General features: G+C 70.6%; 20 protein-coding genes. 11 read left to right on the top strand and 9 right to left on the bottom strand.

Translation table 11 applies throughout. The features are described from left to right. Window positions 1-9 precede the first annotated feature (9 nt). From ACZ4TG_RS03785 to ACZ4TG_RS03770, 4 genes are all read left to right on the top strand, one after another. The gene (locus ACZ4TG_RS03785; protein WP_468159697.1) at window positions 10-1,557 is read left to right on the top strand and encodes an alkaline phosphatase family protein; all 1,548 of its coding nucleotides are present in this window, start codon (window positions 10-12) and stop codon (window positions 1,555-1,557) included. Between the two features lie 131 nt (window positions 1,558-1,688). Then, window positions 1,689-2,618: an NAD-dependent epimerase/dehydratase family protein gene (locus ACZ4TG_RS03780; RefSeq protein ID WP_468159696.1), complete on the top strand. Its 930-nt coding sequence runs from the start codon at window positions 1,689-1,691 to the stop codon at window positions 2,616-2,618. Beyond that, on the top strand, window positions 2,615-3,637 hold the full coding sequence (locus ACZ4TG_RS03775) for a radical SAM protein (RefSeq protein WP_468159695.1): 1,023 nt from the start codon (window positions 2,615-2,617) through the stop codon (window positions 3,635-3,637). The genes ACZ4TG_RS03780 and ACZ4TG_RS03775 overlap by 4 nt, the downstream gene beginning before the upstream one ends. Window positions 3,638-3,670: 33 nt before the next feature. Next, window positions 3,671-4,114 (top strand): TIGR03618 family F420-dependent PPOX class oxidoreductase, encoded by a 444-nt coding sequence (locus ACZ4TG_RS03770; protein ID WP_468159694.1) that lies wholly within the window; start codon window positions 3,671-3,673, stop codon window positions 4,112-4,114. A gap of 69 nt (window positions 4,115-4,183) precedes the next feature. On the opposite strand, the gene ACZ4TG_RS03765 is transcribed toward ACZ4TG_RS03770, so the two are convergent. Further along, window positions 4,184-5,083 (bottom strand): aminoglycoside phosphotransferase family protein, encoded by a 900-nt coding sequence (locus ACZ4TG_RS03765; protein ID WP_468159693.1) that lies wholly within the window; start codon window positions 5,081-5,083, stop codon window positions 4,184-4,186. 90 nt (window positions 5,084-5,173) lie between these two features. Between ACZ4TG_RS03765 and ACZ4TG_RS03760 the strand changes: the two genes are divergently transcribed. Genes ACZ4TG_RS03760 through ACZ4TG_RS03750 form a run of 3 tightly spaced genes read left to right on the top strand, consistent with a single transcriptional unit; the run spans window position 5,174 to window position 7,777 of the window. After that, window positions 5,174-6,181 (top strand): NAD-dependent epimerase/dehydratase family protein, encoded by a 1,008-nt coding sequence (locus ACZ4TG_RS03760; RefSeq protein WP_468159692.1) that lies wholly within the window; start codon window positions 5,174-5,176, stop codon window positions 6,179-6,181. Further along, window positions 6,178-7,077: a glycosyltransferase family 2 protein gene (locus tag ACZ4TG_RS03755; RefSeq protein WP_468159691.1), complete on the top strand. Its 900-nt coding sequence runs from the start codon at window positions 6,178-6,180 to the stop codon at window positions 7,075-7,077. Before ACZ4TG_RS03760 ends, ACZ4TG_RS03755 begins: the two co-directional genes overlap by 4 nt. Before the next feature lie 55 nt (window positions 7,078-7,132). Further along, complete coding sequence (locus ACZ4TG_RS03750; protein ID WP_468159690.1) at window positions 7,133-7,777, top strand: class I SAM-dependent methyltransferase; 645 nt, start codon at window positions 7,133-7,135, stop codon at window positions 7,775-7,777. An 82-nt stretch (window positions 7,778-7,859) separates the two neighbouring features. On the opposite strand, the gene ACZ4TG_RS03745 is transcribed toward ACZ4TG_RS03750, so the two are convergent. Next, window positions 7,860-8,252, bottom strand: a complete 393-nt coding sequence (locus tag ACZ4TG_RS03745; RefSeq protein WP_468159689.1) for a carotenoid oxygenase family protein — start codon at window positions 8,250-8,252, stop codon at window positions 7,860-7,862. Window positions 8,253-8,397: 145 nt separating this feature from the next. Further along, window positions 8,398-8,760, bottom strand: coding sequence for a DoxX family protein (locus tag ACZ4TG_RS03740; protein WP_468159688.1), 363 nt, complete (start codon window positions 8,758-8,760; stop codon window positions 8,398-8,400). A 153-nt stretch (window positions 8,761-8,913) separates the two neighbouring features. Between ACZ4TG_RS03740 and ACZ4TG_RS03735 the strand changes: the two genes are divergently transcribed. The 3 genes from ACZ4TG_RS03735 (at window position 8,914) to ACZ4TG_RS03725 (ending at window position 11,295) form a co-directional block, all read left to right on the top strand. Further along, entirely contained in the window at window positions 8,914-9,765 is an 852-nt protein-coding gene (locus ACZ4TG_RS03735; protein ID WP_468159687.1) for a LysR family transcriptional regulator, read from the top strand. 471 nt (window positions 9,766-10,236) lie between these two features. Then, window positions 10,237-10,671 carry a hypothetical protein gene (locus tag ACZ4TG_RS03730; protein WP_468159686.1) on the top strand — a complete coding sequence of 145 codons (435 nt, stop codon included), beginning with the start codon at window positions 10,237-10,239 and terminating at the stop codon, window positions 10,669-10,671. Window positions 10,672-10,722: 51 nt separating this feature from the next. Beyond that, a complete protein-coding gene (locus tag ACZ4TG_RS03725) occupies window positions 10,723-11,295 on the top strand; it encodes a YceI family protein (protein WP_468159685.1) in 573 nt (190 codons plus the stop codon). 25 nt (window positions 11,296-11,320) lie between these two features. Here ACZ4TG_RS03725 and ACZ4TG_RS03720 read toward each other — a convergent pair whose 3' ends face one another. Then, entirely contained in the window at window positions 11,321-11,713 is a 393-nt protein-coding gene (locus ACZ4TG_RS03720; protein WP_468159684.1) for a MerR family transcriptional regulator, read from the bottom strand. 62 nt (window positions 11,714-11,775) lie between these two features. Here ACZ4TG_RS03720 and ACZ4TG_RS03715 point away from each other — a divergent pair, with 62 nt between their 5' ends. After that, a complete protein-coding gene (locus ACZ4TG_RS03715) occupies window positions 11,776-13,128 on the top strand; it encodes an MFS transporter (protein WP_468159683.1) in 1,353 nt (450 codons plus the stop codon). Here ACZ4TG_RS03715 and ACZ4TG_RS03710 read toward each other — a convergent pair. The 5 genes from ACZ4TG_RS03710 to ACZ4TG_RS03690 are packed head-to-tail and all read right to left on the bottom strand — an operon-like array spanning window position 13,019 to window position 20,813. Then, window positions 13,019-13,858 carry an ECF transporter S component family protein gene (locus tag ACZ4TG_RS03710; protein WP_468159682.1) on the bottom strand — a complete coding sequence of 280 codons (840 nt, stop codon included), beginning with the start codon at window positions 13,856-13,858 and terminating at the stop codon, window positions 13,019-13,021. The two genes, ACZ4TG_RS03715 and ACZ4TG_RS03710, sit on opposite strands and share 110 nt — an antisense overlap. Next, window positions 13,855-15,510: an ABC transporter ATP-binding protein gene (locus ACZ4TG_RS03705; protein ID WP_468159681.1), complete on the bottom strand. Its 1,656-nt coding sequence runs from the start codon at window positions 15,508-15,510 to the stop codon at window positions 13,855-13,857. The genes ACZ4TG_RS03710 and ACZ4TG_RS03705 overlap by 4 nt, the downstream gene beginning before the upstream one ends. Then, entirely contained in the window at window positions 15,507-16,691 is a 1,185-nt protein-coding gene (locus ACZ4TG_RS03700; RefSeq protein ID WP_468159680.1) for an energy-coupling factor transporter transmembrane component T, read from the bottom strand. Before ACZ4TG_RS03700 ends, ACZ4TG_RS03705 begins: the two co-directional genes overlap by 4 nt. Window positions 16,692-16,695: 4 nt before the next feature. Next, entirely contained in the window at window positions 16,696-17,670 is a 975-nt protein-coding gene (locus ACZ4TG_RS03695; RefSeq protein WP_468159679.1) for a hypothetical protein, read from the bottom strand. Next, window positions 17,667-20,813 carry a prenyltransferase/squalene oxidase repeat-containing protein gene (locus ACZ4TG_RS03690; protein WP_468159678.1) on the bottom strand — a complete coding sequence of 1,049 codons (3,147 nt, stop codon included), beginning with the start codon at window positions 20,811-20,813 and terminating at the stop codon, window positions 17,667-17,669. Before ACZ4TG_RS03690 ends, ACZ4TG_RS03695 begins: the two co-directional genes overlap by 4 nt. Between the last annotated feature and the right edge of the window lie 62 nt (window positions 20,814-20,875).

Below are 20,875 nucleotides of genomic sequence, written 5' to 3'. Positions count from 1 at the left end.
AGACGCACTATGCAGGCAACCGAACCGAGGAAGCGGCGCAAGCTGCTCATCTTCTGCATCGACGGCGGAGTGCCGGGGATCGTCGACCGGCACGACTTCTTCGCCGTGGACCGCTGGGTACCGGGACTCCGGTCCACTCCGGTCTGCGCGCTGCCCACGGTGTTCCCCTCCTCGACGGCACCCGCGCACGCCTCGTTCCTCACCGGCCGGCATCCTCAGGACCACGGCATCGTGGGCAACGCCTTCTGGTCCGACGAGCCCGTCGCGGAGATCGAGGCGCTGTCCGGCAACCCCTTGGCCTCCATACACCCGTACGAACGATCCACCCTGACCGCCCCCTCCCTGCTCGACTGGTGTGAGGAGAACGGGCTGTCCGCTGCCGCGGTGCAGTTCCCGCACACCTTCTCGCGCGCGGGCGGCGAGACGGCGATCCCGAGCGTGTACTGCCTGTACGCTCCGGCCCGCTCGGCGACCGTCGCGCTGGAGAGCGGCACGGGAACGGCGCAGCTGACGTACTTCGGCCGCACCGTGCGCCTCACGTTCCGCCCGCGCGAGAACGGCCAGGTCCTGGTGACCGGCGAGCCGGGCGCCACCGAGGTGCGCTTCGAACTCGGTGTCACACGGCGCCTGGAAGTCCGGCCGGCCGGAGCGGGCCATCTCTCCATACCGTTGACGATCCGTCAGATCACCCCTTCGGAAATCGGGTTCACTGCCGGTACAGCCGTGCTCAGCACCCCGTACGGCGCGGTCATGGAAGACCTCCTGGCCAAGGCGGACCCCGAACACGGCGCGAGTACGCTGGCCCCCGACTACACGGCCAACCCCGACCACGACTTCCACGAGTCCCCGCGCGCGCCGTGGGTCAAGGACATGGCTCTCGCGGTGCTCGCGGACATCGACCCGGACGTGCTGTTCGTCCGCTTCAACCAGGCCGACCACGCCCAGGAATACCTGTACTGGCACGCGGTCCGCGGCGACATCGCACAGCGGGAACGCGCGCAGGAACAGATCCTCGACGCCTACCGGCTGATCGAGCGCCAGGTCCGGGAGATCGCGCTTCAGGTGGGGGACGAGGCCGACTACGTCTTCTTCTCGGACCACGGCATCGACTACGTCGAGACGCACCTGCGCCCCAACGCCGTACTCGCCGGGCTGGGCCTCGGGCAGGAAATGACCTTCCGCGGGGACAGCAACATCGCCTACCTCTACGCCGACACCCCGCTCTCCCCCGAGGAGATCCAGAGGCTGTCCCAGGCGCTGACGGCAGTGGACGACACGGTGGAAGCCGTCACGGAAGAGACCGCCGAGCGGTGGAGCCTGCCCTGGGGCAGCCCGAGGCTGGGCCGGCTGGCGATCACCTGCGGGCCGCATCGCGAGTTCCAGTACGGCCCCGGCCCGGCTCGCGAGACCGTCGCCTCCGCGTCGCACGGATACCTCCCCGACTCTCCGAGCATGAACGGATTCTTCCGCGCGTACGGTCGGCTGCTCCCCGACGTCCCCCGTCCCGCACACCTCGTGGACGTGGCCGGCTTCATCCGGCACCTGTATCGCGGCTGACCACCGCCTTCCGGATTTGCAACTCGATCAATTCAGACGTGGGCGCCACCGCACACCGGTGCCGACGGGAAAATCACATGGGGGAACTGACTCATATGCTGCGCCAGCTATCGGATGCGAGGAAGGTCCTGGTGACCGGCGGCGCCGGTTTCATCGGCAGCCACCTCGTCGCCTTCTGGGAATCCCTGGGGGCCGAGGTCGTCACGATCGACGACCTCCGGGTGGAGCCGCTCACGGCGGTACGCGGAGAGTTCCGGCAGAAGCCGGTGCTCCACATGGACGCGAGTGATCTGGACGGGGTGGACGTCGTCTACCACCTCGCTTCCCACAAGAGCGTGCCCGAGTCGTTCAGCCGCCCCCTCGAATACCTGGACAACGTCGCCTCCGTGTCGCATCTTCTGGGGCTGGCAGCGGCTGCCGGCACGCCGAAGGTCGTCATCGCCAGCACCTGCGAGGTCTACGGGGAGGCGGCCGCGTTGCCGTCGGCCGAGGGCGACCCGCTCGCGCCGAGGTCGCCGTACGCGGCGACGAAGGTCGCTCTGGAGATGATCTCCCGCGCCTACCAGGAGGCCGCCGGCCTCGGTGTCGACGTCACGGTGGTCCGCTTCTTCAACGTCTACGGACCGCACGAACGCCCCGACGCCCTCGTGCCGCGACTGTGCAAGAGCGTGTTGGAGGGCCAGCCGCTCCCGCTGGAAGGATCCGCCCGCCAGCGCCGGGACCTGACGTACATCTCGGACCTCATCCCGCGGCTGGCCCGGGTGGCCACCCTTTCCTCGGTGCCCACCCTCAACCTGGGCAGCGGCGCCACACATTCGGTGGCGGAGGTGGCCGACGCCGTGAGCCGGCTGCACTCCGGGACCACCGTGCGGCGGCTGCCGGAGCGGAAGAACGAAATCCGGGAATTCCGCGCCGATGTGACGCTGGAGCGCACGCTCCTCGGGCCGCTGACCGCCCCGGTGGGCCTCGCCGAAGGCGTGGAACTGACCTACGCATGGTGGAAATCCCGCCTCATGACCGAGACATTCGTGCAAGACCTCGACAAGGAGTTCGCCCGATGAGTGGGTACCGCGGACCGGTGCGCGCAAGCCTGGACGTCACGTACGCCTGTGACCTCCGTTGCATCCATTGCCGTACGAACACCGGCGAGATCCCGGTGCACATCCGGCGCCGCATGCTGTCGATCGAGCAGATCCAGGAGGTCATGCTCGACCTCGACCGCATGGAGACCTTCGAGATCACTCTGACCGGTGGCGAGCCGACGATCCGCAAGGGGTTCTGGGACCTCCTCGACGTCGTCCCCAAGCTCAAGCACTCCACGGTGACGCTCATCACCAACGCGGCCAACCTCAGCCGCGACCAGATGGACAGAATCATCGACAGCGGCATCTCCTCCCTTCGCGTCAGCATGGACGGAACCAGGGAGACCTTCGAGGCGGTCCGCCTCGTCGACCGGTACGACCAGGTCATGGAGAACTCGGCCTACCTGCGGGACCGTGTCGACAGCTTCAAGGTGCTGACCACGGTGATGAAGACCAATCAGCACAACGTCTTCGACCTGGCCGACGACCTGCGCAAGCACGGTTTCCGGCGGCAGGACCTCATCCTGGTCCGGTCGCACGGGCGCGGCGGCCGCAACCGGCTGCTGCTCACCGAGGCCGAGACGATGGAGATCCACGAGAAGGTCCAGGAGTTCCGCCGCCGGGTCCCGGCCATCGACTTCGACCTGAACCTCAACGCGCCCTACCTCATCCCGGGGGAAGAGCTCGCCTCGTACCAGGACGTCGTGATGTTCCCGTACCTGGTGAAGGACACCAGCGTCGCGATCTCCGCGACGGGTGACGTGACCATGAGCCGCCTGTACAGCGCGCATCCGCTGGGCAACGTCAAGGATGCGCCCGTCTCCCGGATCTGGGACGAGGGTCAGGAGCAACTCGTGCGGGAGCAGGAGGAGTTCAGCGACGCGAAGCTCCGTGAGATCTTCTGGGACTTCGCCGCCGCGGAGACCCCTCAGGACGCGCCGATGGTGCTGACCTCTCTCCTGGACCGGCAGCTCTTCGAGGGATACGAAGTCCGCTGACCGCCGCCGCCCTGAACCGAAAGGAGAACCCCCATGACGACCGCATCGAACGGCCACCCCTGGACACCGCCCGTCCCGCGTGACAAGCAGCGGCTTCCGGAAGAGGTCGGCCTCTGGCTCGAAGCCAAGGCATGCGCCACGATCGCCACGGTCGAGCCCGACGGGCGGCCGCAGCTCTCGGTGGTGTGGGCGCACTACACCGAGCACGACGTGCTGTTCGCGACCGTCAAGGGCCGCCGGAAGTACGACAACATCGTGCGCAATTCCCACGTCACCGTCCTGATCACTCCTCCGGACAGCGAGGACCACTACGTGGAGATCCGGGGCAGGGCCCAGATAGAGGACGGCGGCCGGGAGCTGATCGATTTCCTCCACGAGCGCCACCGAGGGACCCGCCCCTATCCCTGGGACGCCCCCGGAGACGAGCGCGTCGTCGTACGCGTCGTCCCGGACCGCATCCTCGTCTTCCACGGCTGACCGGGCGGATCCCGGACGCATGCCCCGCACCGGGGCCCGGCAGCGCCGGGCGCCTGCGCTGCCCGCCCCTCAGGCGAGCAGGTTCGCGATGTGGTCGCTCATCCCGATGACCCAGTCCGGGTCGCCGTGCTTGCGGCCCCAGAGCGAGGCCTGTACGGCGCGCGCCTGGGCCCAGCGGCGGCAGCGTTCGGGGTCGATCTCCGCGGCTTCCGAGAACACCGCCAGGCGGCGCAGGAGATGCGCATCGGGATCCGGGTCCGCAAGGAAGTCCTCAGGACGGCCGCGCAGCAGCGTGATGCCGTCGTAGGCGGGATCTCCCGCGTAGCCCTTCGGGTCGATGGCCAGCCACGGCTCGCGCTCGGCGCGCAGGACGTTGGTGAAGTGCAGATCGCCGTGGACGAGTGTCTCCGGCTGGTCGACGCCGAGTTCCCGCAGGGTCGCGGCCGCCGCGTCCACGACGCGGCGGGGCAGGGGATGGTGGAGAAGGGCTGCGTCGTCGCGGAGTTCCTGTTCCCACTGTCCTGCCGCGTCCCGTAGCCGGGGCACGGCCGCCGGAGCGGGCGTGGCCAGCCGGCGAACGAGCCGGCCGGCTGCGGCCACCGCGTCATCGACCCGCGCCACTGAAGTCAGCGTGTCCTGGCCGGCCGTCTCCAACAGCATGGCGAACAAAGGGTCGTCGCGCCGGTACAGCAGGACTGCGCCGCGTCCTGCCCAGGCCGCGAACGCGTCGGGCTCGTGGACATTGCCCGGGTGCGGGAACGAGATCTTGAGTACGGCGGCCGAACCGTCCCCGACCCGTACCGGAATGACGATCGCGACCTGCCCGTGAAGGGCAGGTGCCGTGGGGGTGAGGTCCCACCGGGTCAGGAGTTCCCCGGCCAGCCCGGGGAGCGAGGCGATCCAGTCGGAACCTGCACGGCCCTCGCGCGCCACGGTGCCCCGGGCGAGAGCTATCGGAATGTCGATCACCACGTCATCTTAGGGGGCCTGCCCCATCACGGAGAGCGCCCCACGGCCCCGGGCCCGACAGACCTGTCATGAGAACGCAGAGGAGTCTTTGTGAAGAAGCCGGTATTCGTTACGGGGGTCGCGGGGCTGTTGGGCAGCCATACGGCCGAGGAGCTCGCGCGGCGCGGCCACGAGGTCAGGGGCATCGACAACCTGCTCGGCGGATACAAGGACAACATTCCGTCGGTCATCGAATACCGGACGGCGGATTGCCGGGAGATGTCGGAGTACGCCGACATGCTGGAGGGCGTGGAGGTCGTCTACCACTGCGCGGCAGCTCCGTACGAGGGGCTGAGCGTCTTCTCGCCGTACCTCGTCCACGAGCACACCTGCAGTTCGACGATCGCCGTCCTCTCGGCATCCGTGGCCGCGGGAGTCGAGCGCTTCGTCTACTGTTCGTCGATGGCCCGCTACGGGGCCGGATCTCCTCCTTTCACCGAGGACATGGCGCCGGCCCCGGTGGACCCCTACGGCATCGCCAAGTACGCGGCCGAGCTGACGATCCGGTCGCTCTGCCAGGAGCACGGAATCGAATTCAACATCGCTGTCCCGCACAACGTGATCGGGCCGCGGCAGCGCTTCGACGACCCGTATCGCAATGTTGCGGCCATCATGATCAACAGGATGCTCCGGGGGCTTCCGCCGGTGATCTACGGAGACGGATCGCAGCGGCGCTGCTTCAGTTACGTATCGGACGTCGTGCCGAGTCTGATCGAGCTCGGGCTCAACAAGGGAATCCAGGGTGAGGTGATCAATGTCGGGCCCGACGAGAACCCCGTGACCATCCTCGAGCTGGCGCAGACGATCGCCGATGTCCTGGATGTCCCGTGCGACCCGATCTTCGTCCCCGGGCGGCCGCTCGAGGTGCATCAAGCCACCTGCAGTTCCGACAAGGCGCGTGCACTCCTTGGCTACCGCACAGAGGTCGGGCTGCGTGAGGCCGTGGCCGCCATGGCCGACTGGATATCGGCTCAGGGGCCTCGGGAGTTCGATTACCATCTGCCGCTGGAAATCGTGAGCAGCCGGACGCCGGTGACATGGACCGAGCGGATCCTGTGAAGCCGCCGACGCCCGAGGTCTGCATCGTCGTCCTCAACTGGAACGGCTTCGAGGACACGGTGAGCTGCGTGAACTCCGTGCTGGAGAACGAGTACGCCAACTTCCGTGTCGTCCTGATCGACAATGGCTCGGAGGGAGACGAATGTGACAGGCTGAGCTCGCTGTTCCATTCAGAATCGCGCGTCACGGTGCTGGGTAATCGCGAGAATCTCGGGTTCGCCGGCGGGTGCAACACCGGAATCAGGCTCGGTGCGGAATCGGGTGCGGAATACACTCTCATACTGAACAATGACACCCTGGTGGACCGCGATTTCTTGACACTGCTCGTGCGGTGCGCCCAGGAAAACGCGGCGGATATCGTCGGCCCTCGCATCGTCCGCGACAGCGAGCCGGAAACGGTGTGGTGGCAGCCCTCACACGTCAACTACTATTTTCCGTCGCTCAGTCGTAAGGTCTCTCCGGATGTCACTCAGGAGATCAATAACGTCGTAGGGTGCTGCATGCTCGTCTCCAGAAGGGTATTCGAGACGATCGGGCTGTTCGACGAGTACTACTTCATCTACGGCGAGGAGAGCGATTTCAACATCAGAGCCGTTCGGGCTGGGTTTCGGCTCTTCTACTGTGCGGAATCGAGAATTGTTCATAAAGTGTCGAAGAGCTGGGGTGTGGAGTTCCATCCCAACATCGGCTACTACAAGATGCGGAACAGGATATATCTCGCCCGGAAGAATTTCCTCGGACGCCAGCTGGCCATTCACTGGATGTATCTGGTCTACTACCTCCTCCTGCGTACTGGTGGGGCACTGCGCGAGGGTAACGTGAAGTATGTCGGGGCGGTTCTTCAGGGGGTTCGAGATGCTTTTCGAAGAGGTGGCGGCGGGCGCCGGCCAGAATAGATTCGTAGCAGGCGGAGTGCTGGCTGAACTCCCACCGGTATGACAGTATTGGGTTATGTCCTTCGATCACAATGACCACTACCATCGCTTGCTGATGCGGCAGGTTCCGAAGAATTGCCATACCGCTTTGGACGTGGGTTGCGGTACGGGCCGATTCGCTCGTCGGCTGGCGGCATCGGGCATGGACGTGGATGCCGTCGACCCCTCCCCGGAAGTGATCGATGTGGCGCGAGCCGATGCGATGAGGGGCCGCGGCGGGGCAAAGCAGCCCCGATTTCAGGCCGCGGATGTGACCGAGATGGAATTGCCTCACGGGCACTACGATTTCATCGCCTGCCTGGCGAGCCTTCACCACATGCCCTTCGGAACGGTGGGCAGGCTGCGCGAGGCTCTGGCTCCGGGCGGAGTCCTGGTCGTTCTGGGCTGCTATCCGGAACGGTCGCGGCTGGACTGGGCCTGGAGCCTGGCGGCAGTTCCGGCCAATGCGCTCGCCCGGTTGCTGGTGGCCGCACGCGAACGCGTACGCCGGTCTCCGGAGCCGCGTGATGACGGTCTGTCTCATGTCCAGGCCCCGGTGTTGCAGCCCGTCATGTCGTACGAGGAGATCCGGTCGGAGGCGGCCGAGCTGTTGCCCGGGTTCACGATGCGCAGACTGCTGTTCTGGCGTTATCTCCTGACGTTTCGTCAGGCTGCGGGCTGACTGCCGTCAGCCCTGTGCCCGGTGTGACCGAGGCGCTGCGGCGGTGCCGGCCCGCGAAGGTCTCGCGGGCCGGCAGGCCGTGTCAGGCCTTGGGGCGGTCCAAGGCGGTCAGGAGGTAGCCGTCGTCCTCGTTGGCGGCCCCGGCCGCGGGGACGAACACCGCTTCGCCGGGCATGCGGGCGTCGCCGACCTGGTGAGCGGGCAGCGCCAGTCGGGCCGTGAACGCCACGAAGCGGCCCTTGCTGACGAGGCGGCAGACGCTGAAGGCCCGCGGCTGGCGCTGCGCCCGGCAGCGGACCAGTCCGCGGGGGCCGCCCCCTCGGTCTCCGCCGCCATGCGCAGGCCCGCACACGTAGAACGCGAACGGCGCCTGCGGGTCGCCGGCCAAAGCCTCTCCGAACCGCGCGATGTGCTCGTCCCGGCCGATGAAGGCCCGAACCCGCGCGGTGCTCAGTCTCTCTCCCGCGGACGCCATGACGGCTTCCCTTCCCCCTTGTTCCGGCTTGTTCCGGCCTGACAGCCCGTGCCCGGCGGCACCGCCCACCGGTGCCCGCCTCATTGAGACGGGTACGAGGCGCGTGTGGTGCTGGTCCGGACCGCAAATTTTCGCCCTGCTGACGTCACAGCCATGTCGTCGCCAGCCAGGTGGCCACGGACGCGGCGGCAAGGAGCGTGACGTTGAGGGCGATCCGGCGGTCTCCCCGACTCAGGTGAACCCCGGTCGCGCCGATCTGCAGGACCACGAACCCGACGGCCGCGGCCAGGGCCAGCCAGGGCGTGATGCCGGTCAGCGGCGGGAGGACCAGCCCGATCGCGCCGAGCACTTCGACCGTCCCGATGGCTCTGACGACCGGCATCGGCGTGCTGTCCACCCAGGCCATCATCGGTCGGAGCTGCTCACGGCTCCGGACGACCTTCACCCCGCCGCCGTAGAGGTAGAAGAGAGCGAGCAGGCCACCGACGATCCAAAATGCGAGGTTCACGATTCCCCATCCGTGGTTACCGGTTACCGGTTGGCGGTAGCCGGTTGCAGGTGACCTTCGGTTCGTCGGTCACGCGTCGATTCCACTGCCGCGGGGCTGCGCGTGTCCAAGACCCTTTCTGTGACCTCGATACCGCACGGGTATCGTTGCGCCATGGAGCTACGCACGCTGCGCTACTTCGTGGCGGTCGCCGAGGAACTCCACTTCGGCCGGGCCGCCGTCCGGCTGCACATGAGTCAGCCGCCCCTGAGCCGGGCGATCAAGCGGCTGGAGACCGAGGTCGGTGCCGCGCTGTTCGACCGGTCGTCCGCCGGTGTCGCGCTCACTCCGGTGGGGGCGGTGCTGCTCGACGAGGCGGGCGCCCTGCTCGACCAGGCCGACCGGGTACGCGAACGCGTGGCCGCGGCGGCCGGCGCCGCGGCCGTCACCGTCGGCATCCTGGGCGACAGCTCAGACCAGGGCATCACCCGGCTCGCCGGCGCATACCGCCGGCGTCACCCGCGCGTCGAGGTCCGCATCCGCGAGACCGACCTGACCGATCCCACCTGCGGGCTGCGCGCCGGACTCGTCGACGTCGCCCTGACCCGCGGGCCGTTCGACGACACCGGCCTCGTCGTGCACGCGCTGCGCGCCGACCCGGTGGGAGCGCTGCTGCGCGCCGACGATCCGCTGGCCCGCCGCGACGACCTCACCTTGTCCGACCTGGCCGACCGCCGCTGGTTCGTCTTCCCGGAGGGCACCGACCCCGTCTGGCAGTCGTACTGGAACGGCGGAGAACTTCGTGAGGGTCCGGTGGTGCGCGCCGTCGTGGAATGCCGGCAAGCCGTTCTCTGGAACGGCACGGTCGGCATGACCCTCCTGGACCACGAGCCGGCGCAGGGGCTCACCGTGGTGCCGTTGACCGACATGCCGCCGAGCCGCGCGGTGGCGGTATGGAACGAGGGCGACACGAACCCGCTGATCCGCTCGTTCGTCCAGATCGCGACCGCCGCCTACCGCCACTGAGCGCCTCCACACGGGTACCCGCGCCGTGGCCGGGCCGGGCCGGGCCGGTGGCGCTGGGGGCCGGGTGGGTCAGCTCGTCGGGCTGGGCCATGTCCGGCGCACCTGGTCGTCGGTCATCGCGGACCGCGCCTGCTGTTGCGGCGCATCGGAGACGTCCGGGACGGCGCGGCCGTGGAGGCGTGGTTGCGGGCCGACGTACGCAACTCCTCCCGGACGCGCCTGCGCGCCAAGCGGGAGACGCCCGGCCTGGACGGTCTCGACCACGACGCTTCCGCCGACACGGAGGGGAGATCTCCGAGCTGTGGCCGGCGGAGTGCTCATGTTCCGCAACAGCGGACGCGTCCAGAGGCTCCGGGGGGTCTTCCCCCAGCCGCCGTCTCCGGGGGGCGACCCCGACTGGACCGGCCCCCGTTTGACATGCCCCGAAGGGATGGCAGGGTGGTAGGTGGGGTCGATGTTGGGAGGCTCCGCATGGCATCCGGTTCGGTATGGCATTCCGCAGCGCGGCAACTTCCGCTGAGGCTGACGGCGGGTACGTTCTTCCTGAGCTCCGCGCTCTCGAAACGCGGTGCGGACGAGGCCACGGCCGAGGGTCTCCACCAGTTCGCCGCCATGACCTACCCGTTCCTGGGCAAGCAGGACGCGCAGAAATTCGTACGGCTGCTCTCCTTCGGGGAGCTCGCCATCGCCGCCTCACTGCTCGTGCCGGTCGTCCCCGCCGCGGCCGCCGGGGCCGCGCTGACCGCGTTCTCCGTCGGCACCCTCGGGCTCTACCTGCGTACGCCGGGGATGCGGCAGGAAGGCAGCCTGCGCCCGACCGAGCAGGGAATCGCGCTGGCCAAGGACGTCTGGCTGCTGGGTATCGGCGTCTCCCTGATCGTCGACGGCGTGAACGAATGCCGGTGACGCACCGAGAGCCCGTCGGCGGGCGCCTGACGGGGCAGGTCAGGAGCGCAGATGGGCATGACCACATGGTTCTTCGAGCCCGGTCATACCGCGGCGGAGTTCCGCGCCAGGCACATGATGGTCACCCACGTGCGCGGGCAGCTCAAGAACGTGCGCGGCCGGCTTGAGGTCGATCCCGACGAGCCGGAGGGGGCGCGCGTCGAGGCGACGGTGGACGCGACCCAGGTGTACACCGGCCAGCCCCAGCGGGACGCCCACCTGCGCAGTGCCGACTTCTTCGACGTCGAGCACCACCCGACGTGGACCTTCGTCGGGTCGCGCGTTCACCAGGTGAGCGGAACCGAGTTCGAGGTCACCGGAGATCTGACCGTGCGCGGCGTGACGCGCCCCGTCACCTTCGACGTCACCTGCCTGGGGCAGTGGGACACCCCCTGGTGGGAGGAGGGGCAGAACCTCGGGCCCAGACGGCGTGCCGGTTTCACCGCCACGACGCGACTCAACCGCCATGACTTCGGGGTGAGTTGGAACGACGTCGTTGACCGGGGTGGAGTGGTCGTCAGTGCGCTGGTCGATGTCGTGGTCGACGTCGAAGCCGTTCTCGAACCCGGAGGGACGGCCGCCTGAGCGCTGCCGACGGGCGCGCCCGCGGTCACGGCGCCGCGTCCGTGGTGTCGAGCAGTACGCACTGGTCGAAGTTCATGCAGCCGCACTCCAGACAGTCCGCGACCGCCTTCCGCAGCGCCTGGGTGCGTGCAATGTGCTCGTCGAGCTCGGGCAGCTTGCGCGTGGCCATGTCCCGCCACTGGCGGGTGGCGGACGGTGTGGCGCTGCCGGCCAGCAGCTGCGTGATCTCGGCGAGGGTGAAACCGGCTCGCTGGGCCATCTTGATCAGGGCGACCCGGCGGACGGCGGTCGCGGGCCACACCCGGCGTCCGCCTTCGCGGCGAGCGCCGGGCAGGAGACCGCGCTCCTCCCAGTAGCGCAGTGCCGAAGCGCGCACGCGGGCCTTGTCCGCGAGTTCACCGATGGGCAGGTACCGCATGCCAGCCCTCTTCCTTGTCCGGCCTTGACTTCAAGCGTGCTTGAAGGACGACTGTGACCCGCATGTTCTCAGTTGCTCCGGGACGCCTGGTGCCCGGCCCCTACCGCTCGCTGTTCGCCGACCGGACGTTTCGGCGGCTCTTACCGGTCTTCGCGCTGTCCGACCTGGGCGACGGCATGAGCGTCGTCGCCGTCGCGTGGCTGGCGCTCGCGCTGGGGCCCGACGGCGGCCAGGGCGCGCTGGCCGGCATCGCCGTCGCCGCCTACGTCCTTCCCGGTGCGCTGGGCGCGCTGGTCCTGGGACGGTGGATGCGGCGGCTTCCCGCACGGCGGCTCCTGGTCACCGACTCCGCGCTACGAGCCGTGCTGCTGGGGGCGGTCCCGCTCGCGCACGTGGCCGGGCTGCTCACACCACCCCTGTACGTCGGGCTCCTGGGCGCCTCCTCGCTGCTGCACGCCTGGGGCAAGGCCGGCAAGCACGCGCTGTTCGTCCCCCTGCTCACGGACGGCCAGCGTCTGACGGCCAACAGTGTGCTCAGCACCAGCCTGTGGAGCGCGACCATCGCGGGCCCTGCTCTCGCGGGCCTTCTCGTGGGAGTGGTGTCCCCGGCATGGATCATCGGCTTGGACGCAGCCACGTTCGCCGTGCTCGCCGTCCAGGTGGGCCGCACCGCCCTGCCCCCCTCCCCGGAACCGGGCCCGGAGCCGGTGCCGGTGACCGGCGGCGCACAGCGAGGGCTGAGCATTCTGCTCCGCCAGCCGGAACTCCTCGGCCTGCTCGTCGTGACCTGGGTGTTCAACTTCGCCTTCGGCCCCGTCGAAGTCGCCCTGCCCCTGTTCGTCACCGACGACCTCCACGCCGGCCCGGGGCTGCTCGGCGCCTACTGGGCCGCCTTCGGCATCGGCGCCGTCGTCGGCGCCCTCGCGCTGAGCGCGGCCGGACGGCTGCCGCTGTGGCCGGCCATGCTCGGCATCATCGCGGGCCACGGCATCGGCATGCTCCCGTTCGCCCTCACGCACACCCCCCTCCCCTCCCTGATCGGCTTCGCTTTCGCCGGACTCATCTACGGCCCCTACTCCGCGCTGTCCATCACCCTGATCCAGAGCCGCGCGCCCGCCGGCTCGCTCACCACGGTCCTGGCCGCTCGCAGCGCCGTACTCCTGACGGGCTCCCCCCTCGGAGCGGCGTTCGGTGGATTCCTCCTCGACCGGACCGGCGCCCCCGCCGTCCTCGTCGGCTGCGGTGCCCTGATGATCGCCATCGTCCCCGTCAGCGCCGTTGCGCTGCGTGCGGCCCGGTCGCGCGTCAGGGCGCCGGTTGCTTCGCAGGGGCCTGCCCGGCCGGGAGCGTGCCGGGTGCGAAGCGGATCGGGGCCTGGAAGCGGGCCCTGCGGGCGGCGCGGCGGAAGACCGTGAGGACGGCCGGGCCGGCCAGGCAGATGCAGACCAGGTTGGTGACGGCGCGGCCGGTGTCCCAGCCGAGGGAGGTGGCGAGGTCGAAGGCGAGGTAGCGGTGGAACTGCTCGGTGAAGGGGAGGCCGGGGAGGTAGGCGATGGAGCTGTTCGGGTCGAGGGAGAACGGCCAGAACGAGAGGTTGAGGAGGAAGCCGAAGAGGTAGCCGGAGACCGATCCGTAGACGGCGAGCATGGCCACCTCCCGGCGGCCGGCGGCCTTGGGGAGGAACCCGGCGAGCATGCCCACGAAGGCGCAGCCGAACATCTGGTACGGCATCCACGGCCCGACGCCGCCCGTGATGAGGGCGGAAGCGAAGAGCGAGGTGCAGCCCAGGGTGAAGCCGAAGCCCGGCCCGAAGACCCGTCCGGCCAGCACGAGGATGAAGAAGACCGTCTCGATCCCGGCGGTGCCGGCGCCCAGCGGGCGGATGGCGGCGTTGACGGCGGACAGCACCCCGAGCATGGCCAGGGCCTTGGAGTTGATGCCGCCCTCGGCGATCTCCGAGATCACCACGCACAGCACGATCACCAGCAGGACACCGAAGATCAGCGGCGGGGCGTAGTTCGAGCCGAACTTGCCCGGGGCGACGAGGAACGGCCAGAAGAACGCGACGATGCCGAGGAACGCGGCCATGCCAATGACGATCCCGGCCCGGGCGCGGATGCGGATGGCCGCGGTGTACGTGCTCACGACTGCGGGTCCGTTCCGTCGGCGGGGAGTACGGCGGCCAGCTGGTCCACGGTGAGGAAGGGCAGCGGGGCCAGGATCTTCGCGGTCTGCGGGGCGAAGACGGGGGAGGCGACGATGACCTCGGTGGTGGGGCCGTCGGCGACGACGTCCCCCTCGGCCATGACCAGCACGCGGTCGGCGGCCCGGGCGACGAACTCGACGTCGTGGGTGGAGATCACGACGGCCCGGCCCTCCGCGGCGAGATCGTCCACGATGCGGATCAGTTCGTTCTTGGCGCGGTAGTCCAGGCCGCGGGTGGGCTCGTCCAGCAGCAGCACCCGGGGGGCGGCGGTCAGCTGGATCGCGAGGACGAGGGCGAGTTTCTGGCCCTCGGACAGGTCGCGGGGGTGCGTGGTGTCGGGGATGCCCGGCGCCAGCCGGTCCAGGACGGCGCGGGCCCGGATCCCGTCCTCGGCGACCTCGGACTCGGCGTCGGCCTGGTCGAGTTCCTGCTTGACGCTCTCCAGGTAGAGGAGGTCGGTCGGGGTCTGGGGAACCAGCCCGACCAGTTGCCGGGCCTGCGCGGCGGAGAGCTTCCGCGGATCCTGCGGCTTCGCGCCGCCGGGCGCCGCGACGGCCACGGAGCCGGCCTTGCGGGGCCCGGACCCCTGGAGGGCCCACAGCAGGGAGGACTTGCCGGACCCGTTGCGGCCCATGAGCGCGGTGACCTCCCCGCCGCGCAGGCTCAGGTCGACCTCGCGTACGGCCGGTACGCCGTGGTAGGTGACGGTGATGCCGCGCGCCGTGAGGAGTTCCGTACGGTCCGCCGCCGCAGCGGGCCGCACCGGCGGCGCCGCGGTGTCGGCCAGGCGGGTGCGCAGCGGCGCGGCCGCGCGCCGGGCGTCTCGGATCGAGAGCGGGAGCGGGGACCAGCCCGCCGTACGGCCCAGTTCGACGACGGGCGGGGCGATGGACGACGTACGGAAGATCTCGTGGGGCGGTCCGGACACGACGCGGCCGTCGCCCGGGAGGTGGATGACGCGGTCGGCGTACTGGACCACGCGCTCCAGACGGTGTTCGGCGAGCAGCACGGTGACGCCGAGGTCGTGGACGAGGCGGGTGACGGCGGCCAGTACCTCTTCGGCGGCGGTCGGGTCCAGGGCGGACGTGGGTTCGTCGAGGACGAGGATCCGCGGGTGGGCGGTGAGGACGGAGCCGATGGCCACGCGCTGCTGCTGGCCGCCGGAGAGCTCGTGCAGCGCGCGATGGCGCAGGTCGGCGAGGCCGAGGAGGTCGAGGGTCTCCTCGACGCGCTTGCGCATGGTGGCCGGGGGGACAGCCAACTGTTCCATCGCGTAGGCGAGTTCCTCCTCGACGGTGTCGGTGACGAAGCCGTCGAGCGGGTCCTGGCCCACCACGCCCACGACGTCGGCGAGTTCACGAGGGGGATGCGCCGCCGTGTCCCGGCCGTCGACCAGGACGCGGCCGTGGAGGGTGCCGCCGGTGAAGTGCGGGACCAGACCGTTGACGGCGCCGAGGAGCGTGGACTTGCCGACGCCGGTGTGGCCGACGACCAGGCAGAGTTCGCCCTCCTCGACGGTCAGGTCCACGTCCCGCAGGACCGGTTCGGCCGTGTCCTCGTACTGGACGGTGACCTGGTCGAAGATGATCACTTGGATTCCTCGGTGCGCTGTGCGGGGACGGCCGGGCGGGCGGGGGCGGTCGGTGGCGGGGCCAGGAATCCGGCGGTCCCCGCGAGGAGGATCGCGGCGGCCGGGACGAACGGCAGGGTGGGCCAGCTGAGCGGATAGATCGAGGGGTTGAGCTCGGCGGCGTTGAAGCCGACGTTGGTGAACAGCAGGACGGCGGAGAGGACCCCGCAGCCGGCCACGGCCCATTCGGCCAGGCGCCAGGGGTCGGGCCGGTAGCTGGTCCGGGTGATGCGGCGGCCGCCGAGGCGCAGGCCCGCGAAGCACAGCAGGGCGCCCGCACCCATGGCGGGCAGGCCCAGCAGCTTCGGCGCGGTGGCGTCGAGGAGACCGTAGGCCCCGGCGCACAGGCCGCACATCCCGAGCAGCATCAGGGCGCCGGTCAGACGGCGGGAGCGGCGGGTGGCGGTGCCGGCGCGGCCGTAGCCGCGCGAGTCCATCGCCGCGGCCAGCCGCAACGAGCGCTCCAGCGCGTCCTCCAGCACGGGCACGATGATCCCGCGCAGCGCCCGCAGGCCCTTGGCGCGACCGGCCCGCAGGCGCCGGGCCCGGTGCACGCGCTGCACGCTCTGCACGAGCTGCGGGGCGACGCTGATGGACACGGTGACGGCGACGCCGAGTTCGTAGAGGGCGCCGGGCAGGACGCGCAGCGCCCGCTTGGGGTTGGCGAGGGTGTTGGCGGCGCCGATGCAGCAGAGCATGCAGGCCAGGCGGAGCCCGTCGGTGGCGGCCGAGAGCAGTGCCTCCAGCGAGACGGGGCCGCCGAGTTGGATGCCCGCGTACCAGTCGGGGGTGGGGATGTGGGGGAGGGAGAAGAGGAAGTGGTCGCGGGGGGTGATGCCGGTGGCGAAGACCGCCCGGAAGAGCACCCGGATCGCGACCACGGTCAGCGCCAGGTACAGGTAGTACTTGAAGCCGCGCGCCCAGGGCGCTTCGGTACGTCGCATGGTGATCACGTAGCCGAGGACGGCGAGGACGAGGAACAGCAGCAGCGGGTTGTTGGTGCGGCTGACGGCGGTGGCGAGGGCGAGGGCCCAGACCCACCAGGCGACCGGGTGCAGGGTGCGGGGCAGACGGCGGCCGCCCGCGTCCGGCGCGAGGCCGGACGCGGGCGGCTTGGCCGCGGCCGTGGCGGTACGTGACACGCGGCTACTCCGTACGGCGGCGGCGCTTGGCCGCGAACACGGCGGCGGCGCCGATCAGCAGCACCAGCGCTCCGGTGGCGACGGCGGGCAGGTACGAGCCCGCGTCATGGGCGGCGTCCGCGGCGGGCGCGGCCTCGACCACCTTGGGGCCGGGGGCGGGCGCGGCTGCCGCGGGAGCGCTGGTCGTCGGGGTCGTCGGGGTCGTCGCGGTCGTCGGAGTCGCGGAAGGAGTCGGCGAGGCGCTCTCGGAGGGGCCTGCCGGGGGGCCCTGCGAAGCCGGGGCGCTCGGCGGCTGTGTCGTCGCGGGGGCGGGAGGCGCGGGGTCGGCCGGTGGCGGGTTCTCCGGCTTGGGGCCCGTGTTGACGTTCGGCGGCAGGGGCGCCGCGGTGCGGGTGTCCTTGGGGAGCGGCTGGTTGCCGCCCATCGGCTGGGCGTTCTTGGCGCGCAGCTGGTCGGGGGTGACGGTGGGCCGGCCCTCGGTGCCCTCGATGTTCGTGCTGCCGAAGATCCACAGATCGACGCTGCCGGGCTTCGGCTTGTAGAGCATCGCCCCGAGCTGGCTGTACTCCCAGGTGTTCTGGCCCGGGTCGGCGTGCCAGTACGACCAGTAGGCCGAGGCGGGCGGCGTCAGGACGCAGTCGTCCTGCTGCGGGGTCGGGAACTGCTTGCCGCCCTGGTAGCCGCTGTAGCCGATGCGGCAGATGAAGGCGGGGCCGTCGTGGCCGGTGCCGGTGGTGGCCCAGCCGCCCTGGTTGAGGAGTTCGTAGCCGGTGGTGGGCGTGGTGCCGCAGGAGCGGTAGACGGGGCCGCCCCAGTGGCTGAAGTCCACGGCGAGGACGGCTCCGGAGGAGGTGGTGCACTGTCCCATGGGCTGCGGGGCGGCCCCGGCCGGGCCGGCGGTGGCGGCGAGGGCCGCCACCGTCAGCCCGAGCGCGGCGGCCGTACGGGCCAGGGCGCGGAGCACGGGGTTGCCGCTCATGCGCTGCCTCCGGTGGTCTCGCGGCGGCGCTTCGCGGCGCGGGTGACGCCCCAGCCGCCGAGGACCAGGAGCACTGACGCGGCGGCGAGACCGCCGACCTGGGCGCCGGTGGAGGCGAGGTTGCCGCCTGAGCCTGAGCCTGAGCCTGAGCCTGAGCCTTTGCCTGAGCCCGAACCTGAGCCGCTGCCCGTTTCGCCGGACGTACCCGTTCCGCCGGAGGTGTTGGTTCCGCCCGAGGGGCCTGTTCCGCCCGAGGTGTTCGTCCCGCCGGCCGAGCCCGTCCCGCCCGTCTCCTCGCCCGGGGTCACGATCACGGGAGCGGAGGAGGAGCCGGAGGAAGTGCCGGACGAGGAGCCGGTGGTGCCGCCCGTGGTGCCGCCGCTCGTGCCGCCGGATGTCCCGCCGGTCGTCCCGCCCGTCGTCCCGCCCGTGGTGCCGCCGGTCGTGCCGCCGGTGGTGCCGCCGCCGGTCGTGCCGCCCGTGGTGCCTCCGGAGGTGCTGGGGACGGGTTCCGGGGTGGTGCCTTCGAGGCTGCGGGCGAGGGTGCCGAAGGAGATGCCGGTGGCGCCGCCCACGGCCTGCGCGGAGGCGCGGACGTCGGATCCGGGCTGGGAGCCCTTGGCGATGTTGAAGCCGCCGTCGCCGTTCTGCTGCGAGGCCAGGAACTTACGGGCCTTGGCGATGTGGTCCGCGTACTTCGTACCTTCCAGGGACAGGCCCTGCACGGCGAGGGCCGCCGAGTTGACGGAGTTGCCGGAGGCGCCGGGAAAGCCGCCGTCGTCCTTCTGCTGCGTCGCCAGCCAGGCGACCGCCTTGTCCACGGCCGTCTGCGAGGCGGCGTCGGGGAGCAGGTCGAGGGCCATGGCGGCCATCGCGGTGGAGTCGACCTCGGCCTGGCTCGCCTCGCCGATCAGGCTCGGCCAGGCACCCGAGGGGTCCTGGAGGTTCTTGAGGTAGGCGATCGGCTCTGCCGCGGCGGCCGTCTCGCCCGCGCGAACCTGGGCGATGACACCCAGGGACTGCGAGAAGACGGAGGTGGCGTTGGTGTAGTTGCCCTTGGCCGCGCAGCGGACCGGGGCCGGAGACGAGGCGGGGCAGACCGCCTTGGCGAGCGCGCCGATCAGGTCCTGCCCGCCGAAGGCGCGCGGGTCGCGGCCCACGGCTTCCGCGAGGAGGGCCGCCTTGCCGATGGAGCCGCCGCCGGCGTACTTGGTGCCGATCAGGGTCCAGTCGTGGATGCCGCGGCCCTTGCCGTCCTTGCCGCCTTTGTCGAGGAAGTCGACGATGTTGCGCAGGGTGGCGTTGTTCTCGCCGGTGGCCGCCAGCGCGTAGGCGCCGTCGATGGTCATGCCGTAGTCCGCGAAGCCGGTGCCCGGGCTGCTCTCGTAGAAGCGGCCCTGGATCAGCCGACTGGGGTCCGAGAGGTACGCCGAGCCCTTCTTCACGTCGGGCCCTTCACCCGGCGGAGTGGTCGGAGGCGTGGTGGGTGGGGTCGTGGGCGTCGTCGTCGGCGGCGTGGTCGGCGGGGTCGTGGGCGGAGTGGTCGGGGGAGTGGTGGGCGGAGTGGTCGGAGGTGTGGTCGGCGGGGTCGTCGGGTCGGGCTGCCTGGTGGTCAGCGCGACCAGGTCGCTCTCGGCGCCCGCGATCACGACCGGGGTGGTGGCGAACAGCCGCGGGTCGGTGTCGCCCTCCTCGAAGCCGAAGCCACCCTGCGGAAGCTGCTGCTTGGAGAGCCAGGAGACACCCGCGTCCGCGTGACCCGCATCGCCCAGGGCGCGCAGGGCCTGCGCCGCCCAGCCGGTGGAGTTCGCGCTGCCGGTCGTCAGGTACGAGGCGGAGGGCCAGGCGCCCGTCGGGAGCTGGGACTTCTTGAGGTAGGCCCGGGCCTTCTCGACCACCGCGTCGTGGCCGCCGGCTCGCTTGAGGGCCAGGGTGATCAGTCCGGTGGAGGCGGCGTCGCTGTCGCACCACCCGCCGGAGCGGATGAGGATGCCGGTGAAGCCGCCGTCCTCGCACTGGAGGCCGGTCAGCCGGTGAACGGCGTCGGCGGGGGGCGTCACACCGCCGTTGAGCAGGGCGATGACGGCCATGGCCTGGGCGTCGGACTGGCCGGTGGTGCGGAAGTCGCCCTTGGTGAGGCAGCCTTCGACCGTCTCGCCGTCGCCGATGTCCCTGGGACACACGTACGTGACGAGGTCCCCGAGCAGGTCGTGGCCGCCGAAGGCGCGGGGATCCTTCCCGGTGGCCTCGGCGACGAGCGCGAGGCGCGCGGCGGCGGTGGCGTCGGGGATCCCGTCCTTGCCGGCCGGGTAGGCGTACGCGTCCGTCTGCGCGGGCGTGGCGAGGAAGTCGGCGGCCTTCCGGGCGGCCGGGCTCTTGGGATCGGCGCCGGCCAGGGCGTAGACGACCTCCGTCGTGAACAGGTGGTTCGGGGTCGTGGCACCCTCGTCGACGACGCGCTCCCCGTCCGTCAGCTGTCCGGCGAGCCAGCGGGTGGCGGCGGGAACGTCGACCGCGCCCGGAGGCACCGTCGGGGGTCCCGTCGGTCCGGTCGGGTCCGGCGAGGGGGCACTGCCCCCGGCGCGCACGTCGTCGGGGGAGAAGGCGGGCTTGCCCGAGGTGCCGCCGATGTCGGTGCCGCCGTAGACCCAGGCGTCCACGTCGCCGGGCTTCGGGGTGCGCGCCATGGCGCCGAGCGGGCTGTAGGTCCAGTTCTTCTGACCGGGGGATGCGATCCAGTACGACCAGTACGCGGTGGCCTGCGGGGTGAGCACGCAGTCCTCCTTGTCCGGAGTGGGGTACTGCGTACCGGTGTTGAAGGAGCCGTTGCCTATGCGGCAGATGAACCCGTCACCGTCGTGGACGGTGCCGGTGGTGGTGAAGCCGCCCGTGTGCAGCAGCTCGTAGCCGGTCGTCGGGGTGGTGTCGCAGCCGCGCTCGACCTTGCCGCCGAAGGGGCCGAAGTCCACGGCGACGATGGCGCCGGTGGTGGCCGTGCACTGCTCGATCGGATCGGCATTGGCGGACGAGGGAACCGTGAGGAAGGCCACGCCCGCACCGAGCGTCAGGAAGGACGCGGTCACGAGGGAGAAGAACCGCCGTCTCGTCCCCGACTGCCGTTTCGCCTGTTGTTCGGTCCCCACCGCGGCCCTCGTCTCTGCCGTACGGGACCGGAAACGTGGCGAGGAGCCCCCGCACGGCGGTG

The organism is Streptomyces sp. NPDC028314 (genome assembly GCF_055565795.1).
Note: the sequence above shows the minus strand (reverse complement) of the source record. Positions and strands in the feature narration are given on the sequence as shown.

Excerpts from the sequence above, each read along its gene's own strand:
- ACZ4TG_RS03775 (WP_468159695.1), top strand. The coding sequence starts at position 2,615 with ATGAGTGGGTACCGCGGACCGGTGCGCGCAAGCCTGGACGTCACGTAC.
- ACZ4TG_RS03770 (WP_468159694.1), top strand. The coding sequence starts at position 3,671 with ATGACGACCGCATCGAACGGCCACCCCTGGACACCGCCCGTCCCGCGT.
- ACZ4TG_RS03725 (WP_468159685.1), top strand. The coding sequence starts at position 10,723 with ATGGGCATGACCACATGGTTCTTCGAGCCCGGTCATACCGCGGCGGAG.
- ACZ4TG_RS03730 (WP_468159686.1), top strand. The coding sequence starts at position 10,237 with ATGGCATCCGGTTCGGTATGGCATTCCGCAGCGCGGCAACTTCCGCTG.
- ACZ4TG_RS03750 (WP_468159690.1), top strand. The coding sequence starts at position 7,133 with ATGTCCTTCGATCACAATGACCACTACCATCGCTTGCTGATGCGGCAG.
- ACZ4TG_RS03715 (WP_468159683.1), top strand. The coding sequence starts at position 11,776 with ATGTTCTCAGTTGCTCCGGGACGCCTGGTGCCCGGCCCCTACCGCTCG.
- ACZ4TG_RS03720 (WP_468159684.1), bottom strand. The coding sequence starts at position 11,713 with ATGCGGTACCTGCCCATCGGTGAACTCGCGGACAAGGCCCGCGTGCGC.
- ACZ4TG_RS03695 (WP_468159679.1), bottom strand. The coding sequence starts at position 17,670 with ATGAGCGGCAACCCCGTGCTCCGCGCCCTGGCCCGTACGGCCGCCGCG.
- ACZ4TG_RS03745 (WP_468159689.1), bottom strand. The coding sequence starts at position 8,252 with ATGGCGTCCGCGGGAGAGAGACTGAGCACCGCGCGGGTTCGGGCCTTC.
- ACZ4TG_RS03735 (WP_468159687.1), top strand. The coding sequence starts at position 8,914 with ATGGAGCTACGCACGCTGCGCTACTTCGTGGCGGTCGCCGAGGAACTC.
- ACZ4TG_RS03785 (WP_468159697.1), top strand. The coding sequence starts at position 10 with ATGCAGGCAACCGAACCGAGGAAGCGGCGCAAGCTGCTCATCTTCTGC.